Annotated in this window: 28 protein-coding genes; all 28 read left to right on the forward strand. The window is 63.7% G+C overall.

What is annotated here, in order from left to right; all coding sequences use genetic code 11:
* Positions 1–1,923, forward strand: a 1,923-nt coding sequence (locus ACSHWJ_RS15350; protein ID WP_432540062.1) for a Mu transposase C-terminal domain-containing protein, incomplete at its 5' end; no start/stop codon positions are given.
* Positions 1,924–1,986: 63 nt separating this feature from the next.
* Positions 1,987–2,739 carry an AAA family ATPase gene (locus ACSHWJ_RS15355; protein ID WP_041361374.1) on the forward strand — a complete coding sequence of 251 codons (753 nt, stop codon included), beginning with the start codon at positions 1,987–1,989 and terminating at the stop codon, positions 2,737–2,739.
* Positions 2,739–3,326 carry a hypothetical protein gene (locus ACSHWJ_RS15360; RefSeq protein WP_010962146.1) on the forward strand — a complete coding sequence of 196 codons (588 nt, stop codon included), beginning with the start codon at positions 2,739–2,741 and terminating at the stop codon, positions 3,324–3,326. The genes ACSHWJ_RS15355 and ACSHWJ_RS15360 overlap by 1 nt, the downstream gene beginning before the upstream one ends.
* Positions 3,319–3,657 carry a hypothetical protein gene (locus ACSHWJ_RS15365; RefSeq protein ID WP_010962145.1) on the forward strand — a complete coding sequence of 113 codons (339 nt, stop codon included), beginning with the start codon at positions 3,319–3,321 and terminating at the stop codon, positions 3,655–3,657. The genes ACSHWJ_RS15360 and ACSHWJ_RS15365 overlap by 8 nt, the downstream gene beginning before the upstream one ends.
* Positions 3,644–3,901, forward strand: a complete 258-nt coding sequence (locus tag ACSHWJ_RS15370; protein WP_041361372.1) for a hypothetical protein — start codon at positions 3,644–3,646, stop codon at positions 3,899–3,901. Before ACSHWJ_RS15365 ends, ACSHWJ_RS15370 begins: the two co-directional genes overlap by 14 nt.
* Positions 3,894–4,229 carry a hypothetical protein gene (locus ACSHWJ_RS15375; protein WP_010962144.1) on the forward strand — a complete coding sequence of 112 codons (336 nt, stop codon included), beginning with the start codon at positions 3,894–3,896 and terminating at the stop codon, positions 4,227–4,229. Before ACSHWJ_RS15370 ends, ACSHWJ_RS15375 begins: the two co-directional genes overlap by 8 nt.
* The gene (locus ACSHWJ_RS15380; protein ID WP_010962143.1) at positions 4,226–4,459 is read left to right on the forward strand and encodes a hypothetical protein; all 234 of its coding nucleotides are present in this window, start codon (positions 4,226–4,228) and stop codon (positions 4,457–4,459) included. Before ACSHWJ_RS15375 ends, ACSHWJ_RS15380 begins: the two co-directional genes overlap by 4 nt.
* Positions 4,456–4,617, forward strand: a complete 162-nt coding sequence (locus ACSHWJ_RS15385) for a hypothetical protein (protein WP_010962142.1) — start codon at positions 4,456–4,458, stop codon at positions 4,615–4,617. The genes ACSHWJ_RS15380 and ACSHWJ_RS15385 overlap by 4 nt, the downstream gene beginning before the upstream one ends.
* A gap of 8 nt (positions 4,618–4,625) precedes the next feature.
* Positions 4,626–5,123: a host-nuclease inhibitor Gam family protein gene (locus ACSHWJ_RS15390; protein WP_010962141.1), complete on the forward strand. Its 498-nt coding sequence runs from the start codon at positions 4,626–4,628 to the stop codon at positions 5,121–5,123.
* A 33-nt stretch (positions 5,124–5,156) separates the two neighbouring features.
* Positions 5,157–5,444 (forward strand): HU family DNA-binding protein, encoded by a 288-nt coding sequence (locus ACSHWJ_RS15395; RefSeq protein ID WP_010962140.1) that lies wholly within the window; start codon positions 5,157–5,159, stop codon positions 5,442–5,444.
* A gap of 5 nt (positions 5,445–5,449) precedes the next feature.
* Positions 5,450–5,881 carry a gp16 family protein gene (locus tag ACSHWJ_RS15400; RefSeq protein WP_010962139.1) on the forward strand — a complete coding sequence of 144 codons (432 nt, stop codon included), beginning with the start codon at positions 5,450–5,452 and terminating at the stop codon, positions 5,879–5,881.
* 2 nt (positions 5,882–5,883) lie between these two features.
* Positions 5,884–6,084 (forward strand): hypothetical protein, encoded by a 201-nt coding sequence (locus ACSHWJ_RS15405; protein ID WP_041361371.1) that lies wholly within the window; start codon positions 5,884–5,886, stop codon positions 6,082–6,084.
* Entirely contained in the window at positions 6,081–6,689 is a 609-nt protein-coding gene (locus ACSHWJ_RS15410) for a hypothetical protein (RefSeq protein WP_010962138.1), read from the forward strand. The genes ACSHWJ_RS15405 and ACSHWJ_RS15410 overlap by 4 nt, the downstream gene beginning before the upstream one ends.
* Entirely contained in the window at positions 6,682–7,032 is a 351-nt protein-coding gene (locus tag ACSHWJ_RS15415; protein ID WP_010962137.1) for a Mor transcription activator family protein, read from the forward strand. Before ACSHWJ_RS15410 ends, ACSHWJ_RS15415 begins: the two co-directional genes overlap by 8 nt.
* A gap of 11 nt (positions 7,033–7,043) precedes the next feature.
* On the forward strand, positions 7,044–7,682 hold the full coding sequence (locus tag ACSHWJ_RS15420; protein WP_041361369.1) for a thermonuclease family protein: 639 nt from the start codon (positions 7,044–7,046) through the stop codon (positions 7,680–7,682).
* A 211-nt stretch (positions 7,683–7,893) separates the two neighbouring features.
* The gene (locus ACSHWJ_RS15425; protein ID WP_041361367.1) at positions 7,894–8,232 is read left to right on the forward strand and encodes a hypothetical protein; all 339 of its coding nucleotides are present in this window, start codon (positions 7,894–7,896) and stop codon (positions 8,230–8,232) included.
* Positions 8,229–8,468 carry a hypothetical protein gene (locus tag ACSHWJ_RS15430; protein WP_041361365.1) on the forward strand — a complete coding sequence of 80 codons (240 nt, stop codon included), beginning with the start codon at positions 8,229–8,231 and terminating at the stop codon, positions 8,466–8,468. Before ACSHWJ_RS15425 ends, ACSHWJ_RS15430 begins: the two co-directional genes overlap by 4 nt.
* Entirely contained in the window at positions 8,465–8,893 is a 429-nt protein-coding gene (locus ACSHWJ_RS15435) for a hypothetical protein (protein ID WP_435920343.1), read from the forward strand. The genes ACSHWJ_RS15430 and ACSHWJ_RS15435 overlap by 4 nt, the downstream gene beginning before the upstream one ends.
* Positions 8,890–9,186 carry a hypothetical protein gene (locus tag ACSHWJ_RS15440; protein WP_432540070.1) on the forward strand — a complete coding sequence of 99 codons (297 nt, stop codon included), beginning with the start codon at positions 8,890–8,892 and terminating at the stop codon, positions 9,184–9,186. Before ACSHWJ_RS15435 ends, ACSHWJ_RS15440 begins: the two co-directional genes overlap by 4 nt.
* Positions 9,186–9,404 (forward strand): hypothetical protein, encoded by a 219-nt coding sequence (locus ACSHWJ_RS15445; protein ID WP_432540069.1) that lies wholly within the window; start codon positions 9,186–9,188, stop codon positions 9,402–9,404. The genes ACSHWJ_RS15440 and ACSHWJ_RS15445 overlap by 1 nt, the downstream gene beginning before the upstream one ends.
* The gene (locus ACSHWJ_RS15450) at positions 9,388–9,657 is read left to right on the forward strand and encodes a TraR/DksA C4-type zinc finger protein (RefSeq protein WP_432540068.1); all 270 of its coding nucleotides are present in this window, start codon (positions 9,388–9,390) and stop codon (positions 9,655–9,657) included. Before ACSHWJ_RS15445 ends, ACSHWJ_RS15450 begins: the two co-directional genes overlap by 17 nt.
* On the forward strand, positions 9,650–10,006 hold the full coding sequence (locus ACSHWJ_RS15455; protein WP_432540067.1) for a DUF2730 family protein: 357 nt from the start codon (positions 9,650–9,652) through the stop codon (positions 10,004–10,006). The genes ACSHWJ_RS15450 and ACSHWJ_RS15455 overlap by 8 nt, the downstream gene beginning before the upstream one ends.
* Positions 10,003–10,299: a VpaChn25_0724 family phage protein gene (locus ACSHWJ_RS15460; protein ID WP_218800362.1), complete on the forward strand. Its 297-nt coding sequence runs from the start codon at positions 10,003–10,005 to the stop codon at positions 10,297–10,299. The genes ACSHWJ_RS15455 and ACSHWJ_RS15460 overlap by 4 nt, the downstream gene beginning before the upstream one ends.
* Positions 10,299–10,850: a DUF3486 family protein gene (locus ACSHWJ_RS15465; protein ID WP_218800363.1), complete on the forward strand. Its 552-nt coding sequence runs from the start codon at positions 10,299–10,301 to the stop codon at positions 10,848–10,850. The genes ACSHWJ_RS15460 and ACSHWJ_RS15465 overlap by 1 nt, the downstream gene beginning before the upstream one ends.
* Positions 10,847–12,346 (forward strand): terminase large subunit domain-containing protein, encoded by a 1,500-nt coding sequence (locus tag ACSHWJ_RS15470; RefSeq protein ID WP_432540066.1) that lies wholly within the window; start codon positions 10,847–10,849, stop codon positions 12,344–12,346. Before ACSHWJ_RS15465 ends, ACSHWJ_RS15470 begins: the two co-directional genes overlap by 4 nt.
* Complete coding sequence (locus ACSHWJ_RS15475; RefSeq protein ID WP_432540065.1) at positions 12,343–13,833, forward strand: DUF935 domain-containing protein; 1,491 nt, start codon at positions 12,343–12,345, stop codon at positions 13,831–13,833. Before ACSHWJ_RS15470 ends, ACSHWJ_RS15475 begins: the two co-directional genes overlap by 4 nt.
* Entirely contained in the window at positions 13,826–14,194 is a 369-nt protein-coding gene (locus tag ACSHWJ_RS15480; protein WP_432540064.1) for a hypothetical protein, read from the forward strand. Before ACSHWJ_RS15475 ends, ACSHWJ_RS15480 begins: the two co-directional genes overlap by 8 nt.
* Before the next feature lie 225 nt (positions 14,195–14,419).
* Positions 14,420–14,991: hypothetical protein (locus tag ACSHWJ_RS15485; protein ID WP_432540063.1), on the forward strand; the 572-nt coding region annotated here is incomplete at its 3' end.

Below are 14,991 nucleotides of genomic sequence, written 5' to 3' on the forward strand. Positions count from 1 at the left end.
GGCGAGCGCGGACGCGCCTGGCTGGCGACGATTCAATGCTGGCGGCGCTTCTATCGGGAAAAATTTGGCGACCAGAAGCGCAGCCAGGAAAAGGCGCTGATCGCCTTTATTAAAGCCTTCAATGCCGGGGCTCTCGATCTCGATGGGGAGGTCTACGCGCCCGTCCTGAAATCGTCCGGGCGCGGCAAAAACGCCCAAGGCAAGGGCCTGAGCCTGCGCACGCTGAAACGGAAGCTGGGCTTGATCAAGAAATCCAACATCGGCGCCCTGCTCGACAACCATAAAAGCCCGCGCCGCGGCGACAGTCTGATCCACCAGCAGCCGCGGCTGGAGCAGTACATGCTGGGGCTGCTGGCGCAGCAGCCCGATATCGCTGCGGTCCGCCTGCATGAGATGGCGGAAAACCGTTTCGCCGGGGACGCGACGATCAAGGTGCCCTCCTATAGCGCGGTGGACCGGTACGTCAAAAACTGGAAGGCCAAGAACGCCAGCGCCTATCTGCATCTGCGCAACCCGGACGCCTGGAAAAACAAGGCGATGCCGGCGGTGGGTCTGGCGGACGGCGACGTGGTGCGGCTCAACCAGCGCTGGGAGCTGGATTCCACCCTGGGCGATCTGCTGCTGTCCGACGGCAAGCGCCATGCCGTGATCGGCGTGATCGACGTTTACTCACGCCGTCTCAAGCTGCTGGTCGCGCCCACCTCCAAAGCGCGCGCGATTGCCGCCGTGGTGCGGCGGGCGATGCTGGACTGGGGCGTGCCCGAACAGGCCAAAACCGACAACGGCGCGGACTACGCCAGCGATTACTTGACGGGCATCTGGGATGCCTTCGGGGTAGAGCATGTGCTTTGCCCGCCCTTCTCCCCCGAATACAAGCCCCATATCGAGCGGGCGCTGGGCACTTTCAATCACGACCTGGTCGAGCTGCTGCCGGGCTACATCGGTCACGACGTCGCCGAGCGCAAGGCGATCGAGGCGCGGAAGAGCTTCGCCCGCCGCCTGATGGAAAAGGACGGCGTGCTCGAAGTGCGGCTATCGCCCGAGGAGCTGCAAAAATTCTGCGACGACTGGACCGAAAACCGCTATCACCACCGGCCGCATGCGGGTCTGGAAGGTGAGACACCGTTCCAGCGCGCCGCGTCTTACCGGGGGGAAATCCGGCGCATTCACAACGAGCGGGCATTGGACATCCTGCTGTCTCCGCCCGTGGACGGCAAAACCCGCAGCCTGGGCAAGAAGGGGCTGGAAATCCATGGCGGGTTCTATTCCCACCCCGAGCTGTGGCGCCACCACACCACGGGAGACACCTTCCGCGTCATGGTCGATGAAACCGATCTGGGTCGGGTGTACGCCTACGACGACAACGGCTTCGTCTGCGTCGCGATCTGCCCGGAGCGGCTGGGGCTGCCGCCGGAAGCAGTCAGCCGGCACGCCATGGAGTGCAAGCGCATGGCGGCCCAGCAGCGCAATCAGGGCATGAAGACGCTCAACCGGGCCAAGAAAGGCGTCGATCTGAACGCGGAGATCAACAGCTACCTGCGGTCCAAGGCGGAATCCGCCGGCAAATTGGCCACCTTTCCCCAGCTCTCCACCGGCTACACCACGCCAGCCCTGGAAGGCGCGGCGCGGGCGGCGGAAAGCACGGATCGGCCGCCCCGCTCGCCGGAAGCGGAAAAGCTGAGCGCCGAAGCCAAGGCCCATTTCGCCGCTTCGGGCCGGTCGGCCGAGATCATCAAGCTGCCAAAGCGTAAGGAGCACCCGTTGGAACGGATGAGCGATGAGGAGAAATACGAATTCTGGTGCTCGCTGGATGCCGCCGTGAAAGCCGGCGGCGGCGAGCTGCCTGACGACGCGCAGGTTCGGAGGTTTTACGCCGAATTTCCGCTTTCCGCCCGGTTCAAGGCGCAAGCCGCGATCCGCTAAAAGAACGGCCCGTAAGCGTTGCCGCGCTGACGGGCCGATGAGATCAACCACACGGAGAAAAGCATGACAGACAAACCCGAAAACGACAAATCCACCCCTGCCGGCATTGCCCCCCTGACCAATATCGCCATCGCGGAGCGCGCCATGGCCCTGGCCATGGGCCGCAGCATGCACCAGTCCGGTTTGGTGGTTTTGCACGGACCTTCCGGTTACGGCAAAAGCATGGCGGCCGCCTGGGTCAAGGCCAGGTCTCGCGCCTATTACCTGCAGCTGGATGATTTCACGCGCTCCAGGAAGGTGCTGCTCAAGCGTTTGGGTAAAGCGCTGGGGATGCAACTGGCGAAATCCGCCACGGTCGATGAGATGGCCGATGCAGTCATGGCCCAACTGGAGCAGTCCGGGCGGCCGCTGATCATAGACGAGGCCGACTACCTGGAGACGTTCAAGCTGGTGGACTCCATCCGCAGTATCTACGAAGGCAGCAAGGCCGCCATCCTGCTGATCGGCGAAGAGGCGCTGCCGTTCAAGCTGAAGGAGTGGGAACGCTTTGACGGCAGAATCCTGGATCGATTCCCGGCGCAGCCGGTGTCTCTGCCGGATGCCCGCGAGTTGGCCGGGCTGTACTGCCCCGGCAAGGTGATGGGCGAGGACCTGCTGGAAAGGCTGGTCGAGGTGGCCAAGGGGTCGGTGCGGCGCGTTTCCACCAACCTGGAGCGGATGTACGAAGAAGCCCTGGCCAACGGCTGGGACCGGATCGATCTGGCCACCTGGGGCAATCGGCCGATTCACACCGGCGAAGCGCCGAGGAGGGGTTGATGGCGCGCAAGCCCGTTACGATCGAGCTGGCCGGCGGCAAGAGTCCGCGCCAGCGGATCTGGGAAATGATCCGGAAGCTCCGGATCTTCACCGTGCCGGAACTGCGCGGCCATCTGCCCGGCCCGGTCCCGCTGGCCACGGTGCGCACCTACGTCGAAAGCCTGCATGCCGCCGGGATTTTGGAGAAGACGCCTGGCTTGTATGAATTGATCGACGACCGCGGCATCGAAGCCCCGCGGGTCAACAAGGCCGGCCAGCCCGTGACCCTGGGGCAAGGCAACGAACGGATGTGGGGTGCCATGGAAGCCTTGGGCGCGTTCAACTGCCGGGTGCTGGCGCGGATGGCCGACGTGCCGCTCGCCACCGTTAAAACCTACTGCGCCTATCTGCAGCGGGCCGGTTTTCTAACGGTGGAGCGTGCCGGCAAAGGCCGGGGCGCCGGCGGCGTGCCGACCACCTACCGCCTGTTGCACTCGCGGATCACTGGCCCCAGGCCGCCCATGATCACCCGCCTGAAGACCGTCTACGACCCCAATGTCGGCAAGATCGTCTGGCAGCAGGACCCGCAGGAGCAGCTCGATGACTGAAGAGCGGCGGGAAAGAGCGCTGAAGCTGTTGGAGGCGGCCGTCGCGGCGCACGGCAGCTTCGCCGCGGTGGCGAAGCTGCTCGGCCTCAACCGGGCCACCATCAGTACCGTAGCCCGGCGCTGTTATCCGGGCGACGACGCCAAAGTGCTGGCGCGTGTGCTGGAGCAATTTGACCAGATCGCCTGTCCGTATCTTCGGCGGCCGATGGCGCCGGAGGAATGCCGATCGGTGTGGTCCGGCGCCACGCCGAGCCACGACCCGGCCTTGCTCGCCCATCGGCGCGCCTGCCGGAGCTGTCCGCACAAAGGAGACGGCCATGCACATTCGTGACCGAATCATCCTGGCGCCCACACCGGCCTGGTTTGATGCCGCGCTCGATCGCGGCGAAACCCGAGCGCTTCGGGTCGACATCGCCCCTGCGGAAATCGCGGGTCATAGCGTCTTCCATTTGCCGTTCCGACCCGATCGTGCCGACTGGTACCGGACGTTCCAAGTGGCTCGGGCATTCCTGCGCGGAGCGGCTTTTCGCGGCGGAGCCGCTCCCACAGAAACCGGGAGGGAGGTGCATGGCTGAGATTTCAACCAAACGCTGCACGCGTTGCGGCCAGACCCTGCCCAAGGACCGGTTCTATCGGCAGGGCGTTCGCCTGGAGGCGACCTGCAAAGCCTGTGTCAATGCGGCCCGGACCGCGAAGCGGCGAGCGGCCGGCATCGCCCCCCGTCCGCCCGCGAAGCCGCGGCAGCCGGATTATTCGCCGGAAGTCTGGGACAGGGAGCTGCGGGCAGTCAACCGGGCTTTCAATCACACCCTGAAAACCATTTTCGGGTCGCTGCACCGTTGCAACCCTCACCCAACCCTCTCCCGGCGGGAGATGGCTTTAACCCAAGGAGAACACGCATGATCAAGATTCAACGATATCCCCGGCTCGGAGCCTACGGCTGGAAAGCGCTCGTCACCGTTGGCGGCAAGGCGCGCGAGGTGCTGACCGTCGGCACCTGGTTCGACATCCGCCGGCTGGCCAGGCGGGCCGAGGAGGAAATGGCCGAGAAGCCCCGCCGCTCGCCCTGTGTGGACGCAGCCCGCCAGCGGCAGCTCGACGTGCGGCGCGGGCTGCAGGGGGCTGCGCCGTGAAGGCGATCGTCCTCGCCTGCTTGGCGTTCATCTACCTCATTGGGCTCGGTACCGGCCTGCTGCTCGGCGCCGTCCTCGACATCAACCTGGTCGGTCGGGCCGAGCGCAAAGCGCAAGCGCGGCAGAGTGACACCGACGACATCAACCTTGGCATTTAGGAGGAATCATGGCACGCATCCGAATCGAAGGCACCCAATTCTCGAGCTGGGACGACGTCGACCAGGCGCTGCGCGAGATCGGTGAGATCGAGCGCGATCTGAGCCTGATCGATGGAGACGTCAATGATCAGATCGACAGGCTCAAGGCCGCCGCCAAAACCCAGGCGCAGCCGCTTCTCGACCGCAAAACCGCGCTGGAACTCGCGATGAAAGAGTTCTGCGAGGCCAACCGGGCAGAGTTCGCCAAGGTTAAAACCCGGCAGCTCGTGTTCGGCTCGGTCGGCTTCCGCCTCTCCACTCGCGTACTCATCAAGCGCGTGGCCGACACGCTCCAGGCGCTGAAAGACCTGGGGCTGCACGGCTGTATCAGGCTGAAGGAGGAGATCGACAAAGAGGCGCTCAAGACCTTGCCGGCCGAGACCCTGGCCGAAGTTGGCGCCGGACTCAAAACCGACAACGTGTTCGGCTACGAGATCGACCGCGCCCGGATCGCCGAAGCGGCGTAAACCCATTTTCCACAACCTCGAAGAGGACAAACCATGAACCAATCCCAACTCATCAACGCCATCCATGAAGACGCCAATGGATCGCTGACCAAAACCGTGATTCAGCGCGTCCTGATCGCCCTGGCGAATGTCGCTCAGGAAGCCCTGGCCAACGGCGACGAAGTGACGATCCCCGGCGTTGCCAAGCTCACCGTCAAGGAGCGCGCGGCGCGCACCGGCCGCAATCCGCAGACCGGTGAGACGGTGGAGATTCCAGCCAAGCGAGTGGCGCGCGCATCGTTCGTCAAGGCGCTCAAAGAGCGCGTTCAAGGCGGGGCTTGATCGCCATGGCGCGCACCGATCCCGTGCGGCGGCAGTTGGTCGCCATCCATGTGTTGAAGTCCAAGGCGGGGATGGATGATTCGTCCTATCGGGCCATGTTGCGCGAGATCGGTGGCGCGTCGTCGTCGAAAGACCTCACGGCGACCGGGCGCGCCAAAGTGCTCGATCACCTCCGGCGGATCACCCAGCCACCGGTGGCAAAGCCACGCAGCCGGCCCTATCCGGGCCGGCCGCACACGACGGACCAGCGGCCGCTGCTACAGAAGATCGAAGCCCAGCTCACCGAGGCTGGCCGGCCTTGGAATTACGCCGTAGGCATTCTCAAGCGAGTGAGCCGGGGCCGCGCCGAGCGCTTGGAGTTCGCCACCGACGAGGATCTGCGGAAAGTCGTCGCGGCGCTCACCTACGATGCTAGACGGCATGGGGGAACGACGTGAGTTTGAACCTGCTAGTCGTGATCGTATTCGTTGCGGGATTCGGCTGGGGCCAGTGGTGGGCGGAGAGGCAGATACGCATCGAGCGCGCGTCCTTAGAGATAGGGCGCTTGAGCGTTTCCATGCCGATGAATCCGGATGATGCGGCAGCGACTTTTGGACTCCTCAAAACGTTAATGGAACAGGTGGAGCGGGAACGGAAATGAGTCACACCAAGCGCTCCTTCATCCAGGCGTGCCTCATCCGCGCACTGCCTGCGCTGGACCGCGTCGACGCCGGCATTGCTCACGCCGAAGCACTGTGGGAGAGGCTGACCGCCAAAGGCTACGGCGCGCCGCGACAAACCGGCCCGCGTGAATCCGTTGACTGGTACGCCAGGCTGGTCGAGCCGTCCCGCGGCTGGTTCGACCAGTTCTGGACCGCCTACGGCCTCAAGCGGGACCGCAACGGCGCGGCCATGCGCTGGTACCAGCTCGGCGACCTCACCGAACATGAAGCGCGGCGGATCATCGACGCCGCCAAGCAGGACAACCGCCAGTGGCGGGAAACCGCCCAGCCTGGACAGGTGCGCAAAATGGCCCAGGGCTGGCTGCACGAAAAGCGCTGGATGGACTATGCGCCAACCCCCCAGCCCCCCTTGTCAGGGGGGTATTCCGCGGGGTTGGCCGGAGACGCTCAACTGCGCGAGCTGAAACAACAGCTCGCCTCACTCCAGCGGCTGAATGCCGCCGCCCCAAGCAAGGAGCTGCAGCGCCAGATCAACGAGCTGGTGCAGGAGATCGGCAACTTCCAGCGGCCGGGCCATGGCTGAGAAAAAAGGGCGGCAGGCTCGTGAACTCCTGAGCGACCTCGCGGCAAAGTCCGCCGCGCTTGCCTGCGAGTTGGGGGCGTTGCCCAAGGATGTGGCCGAGCGCTTCGGACTGGAGCTGTCGCGCGAAGTTGCAGCCCATTGGGGTGGGCAGCTCGTTTATATCCCGCGGAATCTGCCCGGCGAATTGGACCGGCGGGACCTGGAGATATTCGAGAAGTTCCGGGGCGACAACCATGCCGAGCTGGCTCTGGAGTACCGGTTGTCGGTACAGTGGATCTACCGCATCGTCAAGAGGGTGCGGCAATCTGAAATTGACCGGCGACAACGTCGCCTTTTTGATTAATGGAGAATCCGATGAGGAGAACATTTATCTGGGCGGTGCTGATGGGTGTGACGGTGGCTGCGCATGCAGACGATTGGAGTGGCAAAGTGGTCGGTGTCACTGATGGTGATACGCTCACGATCATGAAAGGCGGCCGCGGCGCCAAGGTGCGCCTGGCAGAAATCGACGCTCCGGAGTCCCATCAAGATTACGGCGCAAAATCCAAGCAATCATTGAGCGACTTGTGTTTCGGCAAAGAAGCCAAAGTTAACGATCAGGGCGCCGACAAATATGGCCGGAGACTGGGACGCGTGAGCTGCGCAGGTATTGACGTCAATCTGGAACAGCTCAAGCGCGGCCTAGCCTGGTTCTACGTCGAATACGGCCACGACCCCGCTTTGAGGGCTGCGGAAGAACAGTCTCGCGCCAGTAGAATCGGTCTGTGGAGTGATGCCAATCCGACGCCCCCATGGGATTTCCGGCACGGCACCCCAAAGAAGGCTGCGCGTTCTACGGATGAGGCCGACGGTTCCGCAAGCGACTGTGGCGGTAAGTCGACGTGCAAGCAGATGACCAGCTGCGCCGAAGCACGCCACTATCTCAACGACTGCGGTGTGAGCCGGCTTGATCGGGATCGCGACGGAATTCCATGTGAATCGATTTGTAGATAGCAAAGCGAGATTAGTATGAGACGTTTGATAGCTTTAGTGTCTTTGCTCAGGATGTTGAGTGTTGGTGATTGAAGCCACTCAATCAATCCATACCCTGTCGCCCCAAAGCCCGCCTTGTGCGGGCTTTGTTTTTAATCCGCTTTAAGCGACGCGGTGCCATCCGCGCCGTACTCTGTGCCCACATAGGTTCTTGGGTTCGGAGGGCTGCTTCATGGGCAAATTCTGGGCGTGGCTGATGACCGCCGCCGCCAAAGCGTGGCCGATCCTTTGGCGTTATATCGCGCCGATGCTGGCCGATGGCATGCGCCAGCAGTGGGAGATCCTGCTGCCGGTCGCGGAGCGGATGGTTCGGGCCGTCGAGGATTCGCTGAGCTGGGCGCCGAAGTCCGGCGAAGCCAAGAAGTCCGCGGCCATCGCGCTGATCCTCAAGGAGCTGAAAGAGCGCGAAATCGCCTGGGCGGACCGGATTCCGGACCGGATGATGAACCGCGCCATCGAAATGGCGGTCGGGCTGCTGCCCGAGAAGCAGTCTGCGGAGACTGCGCCGTGACCGGCTGGAAGACCAAGACCGCCGCGATCGTCTCGGTCGCCTATGGGCTGCTGGGATGGCTGCTCGGCCTGCACGGCGCGGACATTGCCATGCAGTTCATCGTGCAAGGCATCGGCATCGCGGGCGTCGGCCACAAGATCGAAAAGGCCGCCACCCCGGCTCCTCTTCCCCAAGGGCGAGGGGAGGATATGAGCGATGAGGAATTCGCGGCGTTCGTGCGGAGGCAGCAGAAATGAGCTTCCAGAAGCCAAGGGGCCTGCGCAACAACAACCCCGGCAATCTCGTCTACAGCCCGCGCAACGCCTGGGAAGGCCAGATCGGCCATGACGGCCGGTTCTGCCGGTTCGAGCAAATGTCCGACGGTGTGCGGGCGCTGGCTGTGGTGCTGCTCACCTACCACGGCAAGCACAAGCTCAGCACGGTCCGCCAGATCATTACACGCTGGGCGCCGCCGACCGAGAACGCGACTGCCGCCTACATCCGACGGGTTGCCGCCGCGCTCGACGTGGGGGCGGATGACCGGATCATCCTGTTCGACCGGAAAACGCTCACCTTGCTGGTCTGGGCCATCTGTACACACGAGAACGGCGCGATGTCCTGCGAGCGCTGGCTCCGGCGGGAGGATGTCGAAGCAGGTGTCGATCGGGCGTTAGAACGATGAAGAGAGCGGCGATTTTATCGATTTCGCTAACGCTGGCCGGTTGCGTCCAGGTCGGTCCGAAAACGCTGTTTCCGGTTCGCGACGAAGCCGCTCCTGCCGTGGGAGCGGCTCTACCGCGAAACGAAGCCGCCTGCGAGCTGCCCGACCTGCCGCCAATCGCGCAGAACGTTCGCCTGATCATCAAGCCGAACCAGCCGATCGACTCCAACGACGGCGGCAAAGCACTCGCGCTCGGTTACGGCGATGCGCGGGATGCCATCCGAGCCTGCAAAGGCGGGGCCGAAGGGCACTGATGCTGACGCCACAGGAAAAATTGGTGGGTGGCGGGGCGCTGCTGATGCTGGCCTTCTGCATCGGTGTGCTTGCCGGTTGCGACTGTCTGGCCTGCGAACCGACAGGTTACGCGAAATTTCCGGACACCCTGAGCGTCCTCTACGGCGAGCGTCCAATCGAGTTCGGCGCCGGCCTGCAATGCGAATTCACGGAACGCACCGATGCCAGATCTCGCTGACCTGTCCGACGAACCGATCGAGATCGAACGCGTGGCCGGTATTCGCGCCGTATTGGATTCGATGCGGCCGGATACGCCCCAGGTGGTGAGCCCCGATGAAAACGGCGTGCCCCAGGTGGTCTGTTACGACTGCCTGAACGAATACGAAGTGATCACGCCGATCCCGCCCGATCGGCTGGCGGCGAACGAATACGCGATCCGCTGCATCGACTGCCAGATCGCGTACGAGGAGGAGAAGCGGCGGCATGCATGAGTTCATGCGGGACAACTGGAACGTGATCAGCGACATCGCCCATTTCGCGGCGGAGATCGCCATCGGTGCGTGGCTGTACCTGAGCCGCAAAAACGACCGGACGCAAGGGCGTATCGAGGCGCTACAAAGCCATGTGGACCAGCGCCTCGACGAGCAAAGCCGGCGGCTGGCCCAGGTGGAAACCGACGTGCGCCACGCCCCCACCCACGACGACCTGGGAAAAATTTACGACCGGATCAACACGGTCGGCGGCGACGTGCGGGAGATGAAAGGCGTGCTGGAGAGTGCCGCCAAAACGGTCGACCGCCTGCAAAGTTACTTATTGGAACATGATCGGAAAGGCTCATGAACTACGAGGACTTCATAACCGAAGAGCGCCGCCTGGTGATTCTGCGCCGGCTGGTCCAGGCACCGGCCTACACCCTCGACCAGACCGTGCTGACCAAGGCGCTGGCGTTGGAAGGCTTGGCAGTCTCGCGCGACCGCCTGAAGACTGACCTAGCCTGGCTGGCCGAACAGGATTTGATCGTCGGCCAACAGCCCGGCGGCGTCTGGGTGGCGACATTGACCGTGCGCGGTCTGGACGTCGCCCAAGGGCTGACAGTGGTGCCGGGCGTGGCGCGGCCGGAGCCGGGCGAATAATGCCGCCCCGTTCGTTGGTCTATCAACTACCGCCGGAGGTCCAGGAGGAGCTCAATACCCGCCTGGTCGGCTCCGGCTTCGGCGGCTACCGGGATCTATCGGCCTGGCTGAAGGATCAGGGATACCACATCAGCAAGAGCGCCCTGCACAGCTACGGCCAGGAATTTGAACTGGAGTTCAACGCCTGTATGGCCGACGCCCGCAAGGCCCAGGAACTGGCGCGGGCCGCCGTGGCCCAGCGCGACGACTCCGGCGCGGCGCTGCTGGAAGCGACCTCCGACGTCGCCCAGGAAATCCTGCTCAAGCTGATGATCGGCCTGCGCAAGGCTGATCACGAACCGGACAAGGCCGCCAAGCTGGTATCGCTCACGGTGCGTTCCCTCGCTGATCTGGGCCGGATGACGATCGACCAGAAGAAGTGGCAGGAACAGATTCGCAGGCAAGCCAGCGAAGAGGCTGGCCAGATCGCTGAGAAAGCTGCCGCGCGTGCAGGTGTTTCGAAGGACGGTATCGCGGCGATCCGTGCCGCCATCCTCACGGAGATGGCATGAGCACGGCCGTCCTCCTGCCATACCAGCAGCGCTGGATCGAGGACAGGGCTTCCGTCAAGGTTTGCGAGAAGTCGCGCCGGATCGGCTTGTCCTATGGCGAGGCGGCGGATTCGGTACTCCATGCCTCGGCGGAGGAAGGCGGCGGCAACGTCTATTACATCTCTTTCGACAAGGAGATGACCCAGGGCTTCATTTCAGACTGCGCCGGCTGGGCAAAAGCCTTTCATGCCGGCGCTTCGGAAATCGGCGAGGAAGTGCTGGCCGATCCGAAGAATCCGGCCCGCTCCATCCTGAAATACAGCATCAGCTTTGCCTCGGGCAAGGTCATCCATGCCTTTTCCAGCAACCCTCGCAATCTTCGCTCCAAGGGGCGGCCCGGCGACCGGCTCGTCATCGACGAAGCGGCCTTCGTCGACGATCTCGGCGAGCTGCTGAAGGCCGCCATGGCCATGACGATGTGGGGTGGTGAAATCCACATCATCAGCACCCACAACGGCGACGACAACGAGTTCGCGGTCCTCATCAACGACATCCGCGCCGGCCGCTACGACTATAGCCTGCACCGGATCGACCTGGACGATGCGCTGGGCGACGGCTTGTACCGGCGCATTTGTCAGGTGTCCGGTCAAGTCTGGACGCCGGAGAAGGAAGCCGAGTGGCGGGCGGCACTGATCAAGCGCTACCGCCCCAACGAAGACGAGGAGCTGTTCTGCATTCCGGCGTTCGGCGGCGGCTCCTATCTGCCGCGCGCCTTGGTGGAGACCTGCATGGTCGACGCGCCGGTCGTGCGCTTCGCCGGTTCGAGAACCTTCAACATGGCACCCGAACCCGCCCGCCGAGCTGACATGCGGGAGTGGATCGATGCCGAGTTGCCTTCGCTATTGGAGGGTCTGGATCGGCGACGGCGCCATACCCTGGGAATGGACTTCGCGCGCTCGAGCGACACCACGGTGATCGCGCCCATGGAGATCGGCGACACCTTGCATCGTCGGGTTCCCTTTCTGGTCGAGCTCCATAACGTACCCCACAAGCAGCAGGAGCAGGTGCTGTTCGCCCTGGCCGATGCCTTGCCGCGATTCTGCGCCGGGGCGATCGATGCGAGCGGTAATGGCTCCTACATCGCCGAGTCCGCTGCGGATCGCTATGGCTCTCGGATCGAGCAATTGAAGTTCACGGAGGATTGGTACCGGGAGAACATGCCCAAGTACAAGGCGGCGTTCGAGGATCGGCTCATTTCCATTCCACGCCACGACGACGTGCTCGAAGATCACCGTGCGATCAAGGTGGTTCGTGGCGTGCCACGGGTCCCCGAAGGCAAGACGGACAAAAAGGGGCAGCGCCACGGCGACAGCGCCATCGCTGTGGCATTGGCGTATTACGCCTCCTATAGCGCTTCAGGTGAGATGCCAATGGTCGTCTCGCGCGCACGTACCGGTACGGTCCTGTCAGGCTACGGCGGCATCGACTGTGGCGCAAGCACAAGGGGTTACATGTGACCCGCCGCGCCCCGACCGGACTTTACCTCCCCTCTGGCGAGTTCGTCGCATTCGCCCAAGGTCCCGCGCTCGGCCAGCAACTGGTCACCCGCCAAACGGCGCTTGGCCAGTTCAGTGGGCTGACTTGGCTGCCCAACCCGGATCCGATCCTCAAGAAGATGGGGAAATCCATCGAGGTCTATCGCGATCTGCTCTCGGACGCGCACGTCGCCGGCTGTGTTCGCCGCCGGAAAGCGGCGGTACGAGCCATGGAACGGGGCGTCGAACGCAAGGACGCCAGCGCGCGGACCGTCAAGAACGTCGAGGCGATCCTGGCCGATCTGCCGCTGGCCCGGATCATCGGCGAGATCCTCGACGCCGTGCTATACGGTTACCAGCCCCTGGAGATCGTCTGGGAGCGAGTGGGGCATTTCGTGGTGCCGGGAGACGTCATTGGCCGGCCGCCCGAGTGGTTCGTCTACTCCCAGAATAACGAGCTGCTGTTCCGGAGTCAGTCCTGCCCGATGGGCGAGCCACTACCGCCCAATTCATTCCTGTGCGCCCGCCAGGAGCCGACCTATTTCAACCCGTACGGCGCGCCGGATCTGGCACTGGTGTTCTGGCCGACCACCTTCAAGCGCGGTGGGCTGGGATTCTGGATGCAGTTCGCCGAGAAGTACGGCATGCCCTGGCCCGTGGGCAAGTATCCTCGTGGCGCCGAACCGGGCGAGATCGATCAGCTGCTCGACAGCCTGGAACAAATGGTCCGCGATGGCGTAGCAGCGGTACCGGACGATTCCAGCGTCGAGTTCCTGACCCATGATCAAAGCCAAGGGGCCGACGCGTACGAGAAGCTGCTGCTGTTCTGCCGCTCCGAGGTCTCCATCGCCCTGCTCGGACAGAACCAGACCACCGAAGTCAGCGCCAACAAAGCGTCGGCGGAGGCCGGAATCATGGTCACGCGCGACATCCGGGAGAGCGACGCGGAGATCGTCGCCAGTACCCTGAGCGACTTGATCCGGATGGTCTGCGAACTCAATTTCCACGAACCGGCTCCGCCCGTCTATCAGCTGTGGGAACAGGAAGAGATCGACGAAACACGGGCCGTACGGGATAAGGCATTGCACGATGCCGGGGTGCGCCCGACCAATGTCTACTGGATGCGGGCCTATGGTTTCCAGGAGGGCGAACTGGCGCCCGAGGAAGGCAGCGGCGCTCCGGCCTTCGCAGGAATCGACCTTGAAGTGTTCCCCGATCAGGCCGCGCTCGATGCGGCAGTAGACGCGCTGGCCGAAGGTGGCGCCCTGCAGGCTCAGGCTGAACGGCTGCTCGCGCCGCTCATCGAGCGGATCGAAAGTGCGGGTGGCGAAGCCGAACTGCTCGGCGCACTGGCGGAAGCCTATCAGGACATGAATCCCGACCAGCTGGTGCAAACCCTGACCCGGCTGATCTTCGCCGCGAGCGTCGCCGGGCGGCTGGCGGCCGAGGAGAGCCTGCAAAATGGGTAAGTACCTGCCCGACATCCGCCAGGGCGATACCTACCGGGTCCGGATCCGGTATCCCAAGGGCACGAACATCGCTGGGTATGTGCACTGGCTCACATTGCGCACCGCATTTGGCGTCGAGCCAGCGGCTCTGGCGTTGCGCTCGGTGGCAGGGGATCACCCAGGAGACCAGGTGGAAGAAGGCATTGCCTATCTGGAGGCGACTCCAAGCCAGACGGCGGGGCTGGTGGCGGGTAAGCGCTATGTCTACGACGTGCAGGTGCGGGCTGCGACGGGCGAGGTCCGAACCATCCTTCCCCCTCTTCACGACCCGGTCGAAGACAGGCTGCTTGTAGTACCAGAGGTGACTACCGATGTCGCCTGAAGCGACGGTAATTATTGAGGGAGTCGATATCTGTCCGACCGTGGCAGTGGCTGGCATTGATGTCTGCCCTACCATCGCGATCGATGGTGCTCCCGGACCTCAAGGTCGGCCAGGGCCGCGAGGCGACCCTGGTCTGCAAGGGGAGCCCGGCACTCCAGGCGGCTTGATTCCGGAGGCGGTCATCGACGGCGGGAATTTTTGATTTGAACTTGAGAGAAACGCACCATGGCAAACGCAGTACGCATCAAACGCAGGGCAAGCGGCAACGCCGGCGCGCCGGCCGCTCTCCTCAACGCCGAGCTCGCCTACAACGAAGTCGACGACGTCCTTTATTACGGCAAAGGCGACTCGGCGGGCAACGCAACCTCGATTCCGGCGATCGGAGGTCCAGGCGCCTTCGTCACCAAGTCGACTGCGCAGACCATCGACGGCGCCAAGACCTTTACCGGCGCGAATGATCTCGGCGCTCAAACCACGGCGACGACGCCGGCGGCGGCCGACAACAGCACCAGGGTCGCCACCACCGCTTTCGTCAAAGCGCAAGGCTACCTGACGGGCAACCAGGTCGTCACCCTGACGGGCGATGCGACGGGATCCGGTGCGACCTCGATCGCCGTGACCATTCCGAACGATACGGTCACCAACGCCAAGCTTGCCAACATGGCGGCCGGCACGCTGAAGGGCAACAATACGGGCAGCGCGGCGGATCCGGCCGATCTCACCGTGGCTCAGGTCAAGACCCTGCTGGCATATCAGGCCACCGACATCACCGGTTTCGATACCCAGGTGCGAACCTC

The organism is Methylococcus sp. S1M (genome assembly GCF_051295855.1).
Lineage (GTDB): Bacteria > Pseudomonadota > Gammaproteobacteria > Methylococcales > Methylococcaceae > Methylococcus > Methylococcus capsulatus.

Bases quoted from the DNA above. Each gene is read 5' to 3' on its own strand.
- ACSHWJ_RS15400 (WP_010962139.1), top strand. From the start codon at position 5,450: ATGGCGCGCACCGATCCCGTGCGGCGGCAGTTGGTCGCCATCCATGTG.
- ACSHWJ_RS15415 (WP_010962137.1), top strand. From the start codon at position 6,682: ATGGCTGAGAAAAAAGGGCGGCAGGCTCGTGAACTCCTGAGCGACCTC.
- ACSHWJ_RS15445 (WP_432540069.1), top strand. From the start codon at position 9,186: ATGCTGACGCCACAGGAAAAATTGGTGGGTGGCGGGGCGCTGCTGATG.
- ACSHWJ_RS15455 (WP_432540067.1), top strand. From the start codon at position 9,650: ATGCATGAGTTCATGCGGGACAACTGGAACGTGATCAGCGACATCGCC.
- ACSHWJ_RS15465 (WP_218800363.1), top strand. From the start codon at position 10,299: ATGCCGCCCCGTTCGTTGGTCTATCAACTACCGCCGGAGGTCCAGGAG.
- ACSHWJ_RS15380 (WP_010962143.1), top strand. From the start codon at position 4,226: ATGATCAAGATTCAACGATATCCCCGGCTCGGAGCCTACGGCTGGAAA.
- ACSHWJ_RS15365 (WP_010962145.1), top strand. From the start codon at position 3,319: ATGACTGAAGAGCGGCGGGAAAGAGCGCTGAAGCTGTTGGAGGCGGCC.
- ACSHWJ_RS15360 (WP_010962146.1), top strand. From the start codon at position 2,739: ATGGCGCGCAAGCCCGTTACGATCGAGCTGGCCGGCGGCAAGAGTCCG.
- ACSHWJ_RS15390 (WP_010962141.1), top strand. From the start codon at position 4,626: ATGGCACGCATCCGAATCGAAGGCACCCAATTCTCGAGCTGGGACGAC.
- ACSHWJ_RS15355 (WP_041361374.1), top strand. From the start codon at position 1,987: ATGACAGACAAACCCGAAAACGACAAATCCACCCCTGCCGGCATTGCC.
- ACSHWJ_RS15470 (WP_432540066.1), top strand. From the start codon at position 10,847: ATGAGCACGGCCGTCCTCCTGCCATACCAGCAGCGCTGGATCGAGGAC.
- ACSHWJ_RS15395 (WP_010962140.1), top strand. From the start codon at position 5,157: ATGAACCAATCCCAACTCATCAACGCCATCCATGAAGACGCCAATGGA.
- ACSHWJ_RS15440 (WP_432540070.1), top strand. From the start codon at position 8,890: ATGAAGAGAGCGGCGATTTTATCGATTTCGCTAACGCTGGCCGGTTGC.
- ACSHWJ_RS15420 (WP_041361369.1), top strand. From the start codon at position 7,044: ATGAGGAGAACATTTATCTGGGCGGTGCTGATGGGTGTGACGGTGGCT.
- ACSHWJ_RS15450 (WP_432540068.1), top strand. From the start codon at position 9,388: ATGCCAGATCTCGCTGACCTGTCCGACGAACCGATCGAGATCGAACGC.
- ACSHWJ_RS15370 (WP_041361372.1), top strand. From the start codon at position 3,644: ATGCACATTCGTGACCGAATCATCCTGGCGCCCACACCGGCCTGGTTT.
- ACSHWJ_RS15460 (WP_218800362.1), top strand. From the start codon at position 10,003: ATGAACTACGAGGACTTCATAACCGAAGAGCGCCGCCTGGTGATTCTG.
- ACSHWJ_RS15480 (WP_432540064.1), top strand. From the start codon at position 13,826: ATGGGTAAGTACCTGCCCGACATCCGCCAGGGCGATACCTACCGGGTC.
- ACSHWJ_RS15410 (WP_010962138.1), top strand. From the start codon at position 6,081: ATGAGTCACACCAAGCGCTCCTTCATCCAGGCGTGCCTCATCCGCGCA.
- ACSHWJ_RS15435 (WP_435920343.1), top strand. From the start codon at position 8,465: ATGAGCTTCCAGAAGCCAAGGGGCCTGCGCAACAACAACCCCGGCAAT.
- ACSHWJ_RS15425 (WP_041361367.1), top strand. From the start codon at position 7,894: ATGGGCAAATTCTGGGCGTGGCTGATGACCGCCGCCGCCAAAGCGTGG.
- ACSHWJ_RS15375 (WP_010962144.1), top strand. From the start codon at position 3,894: ATGGCTGAGATTTCAACCAAACGCTGCACGCGTTGCGGCCAGACCCTG.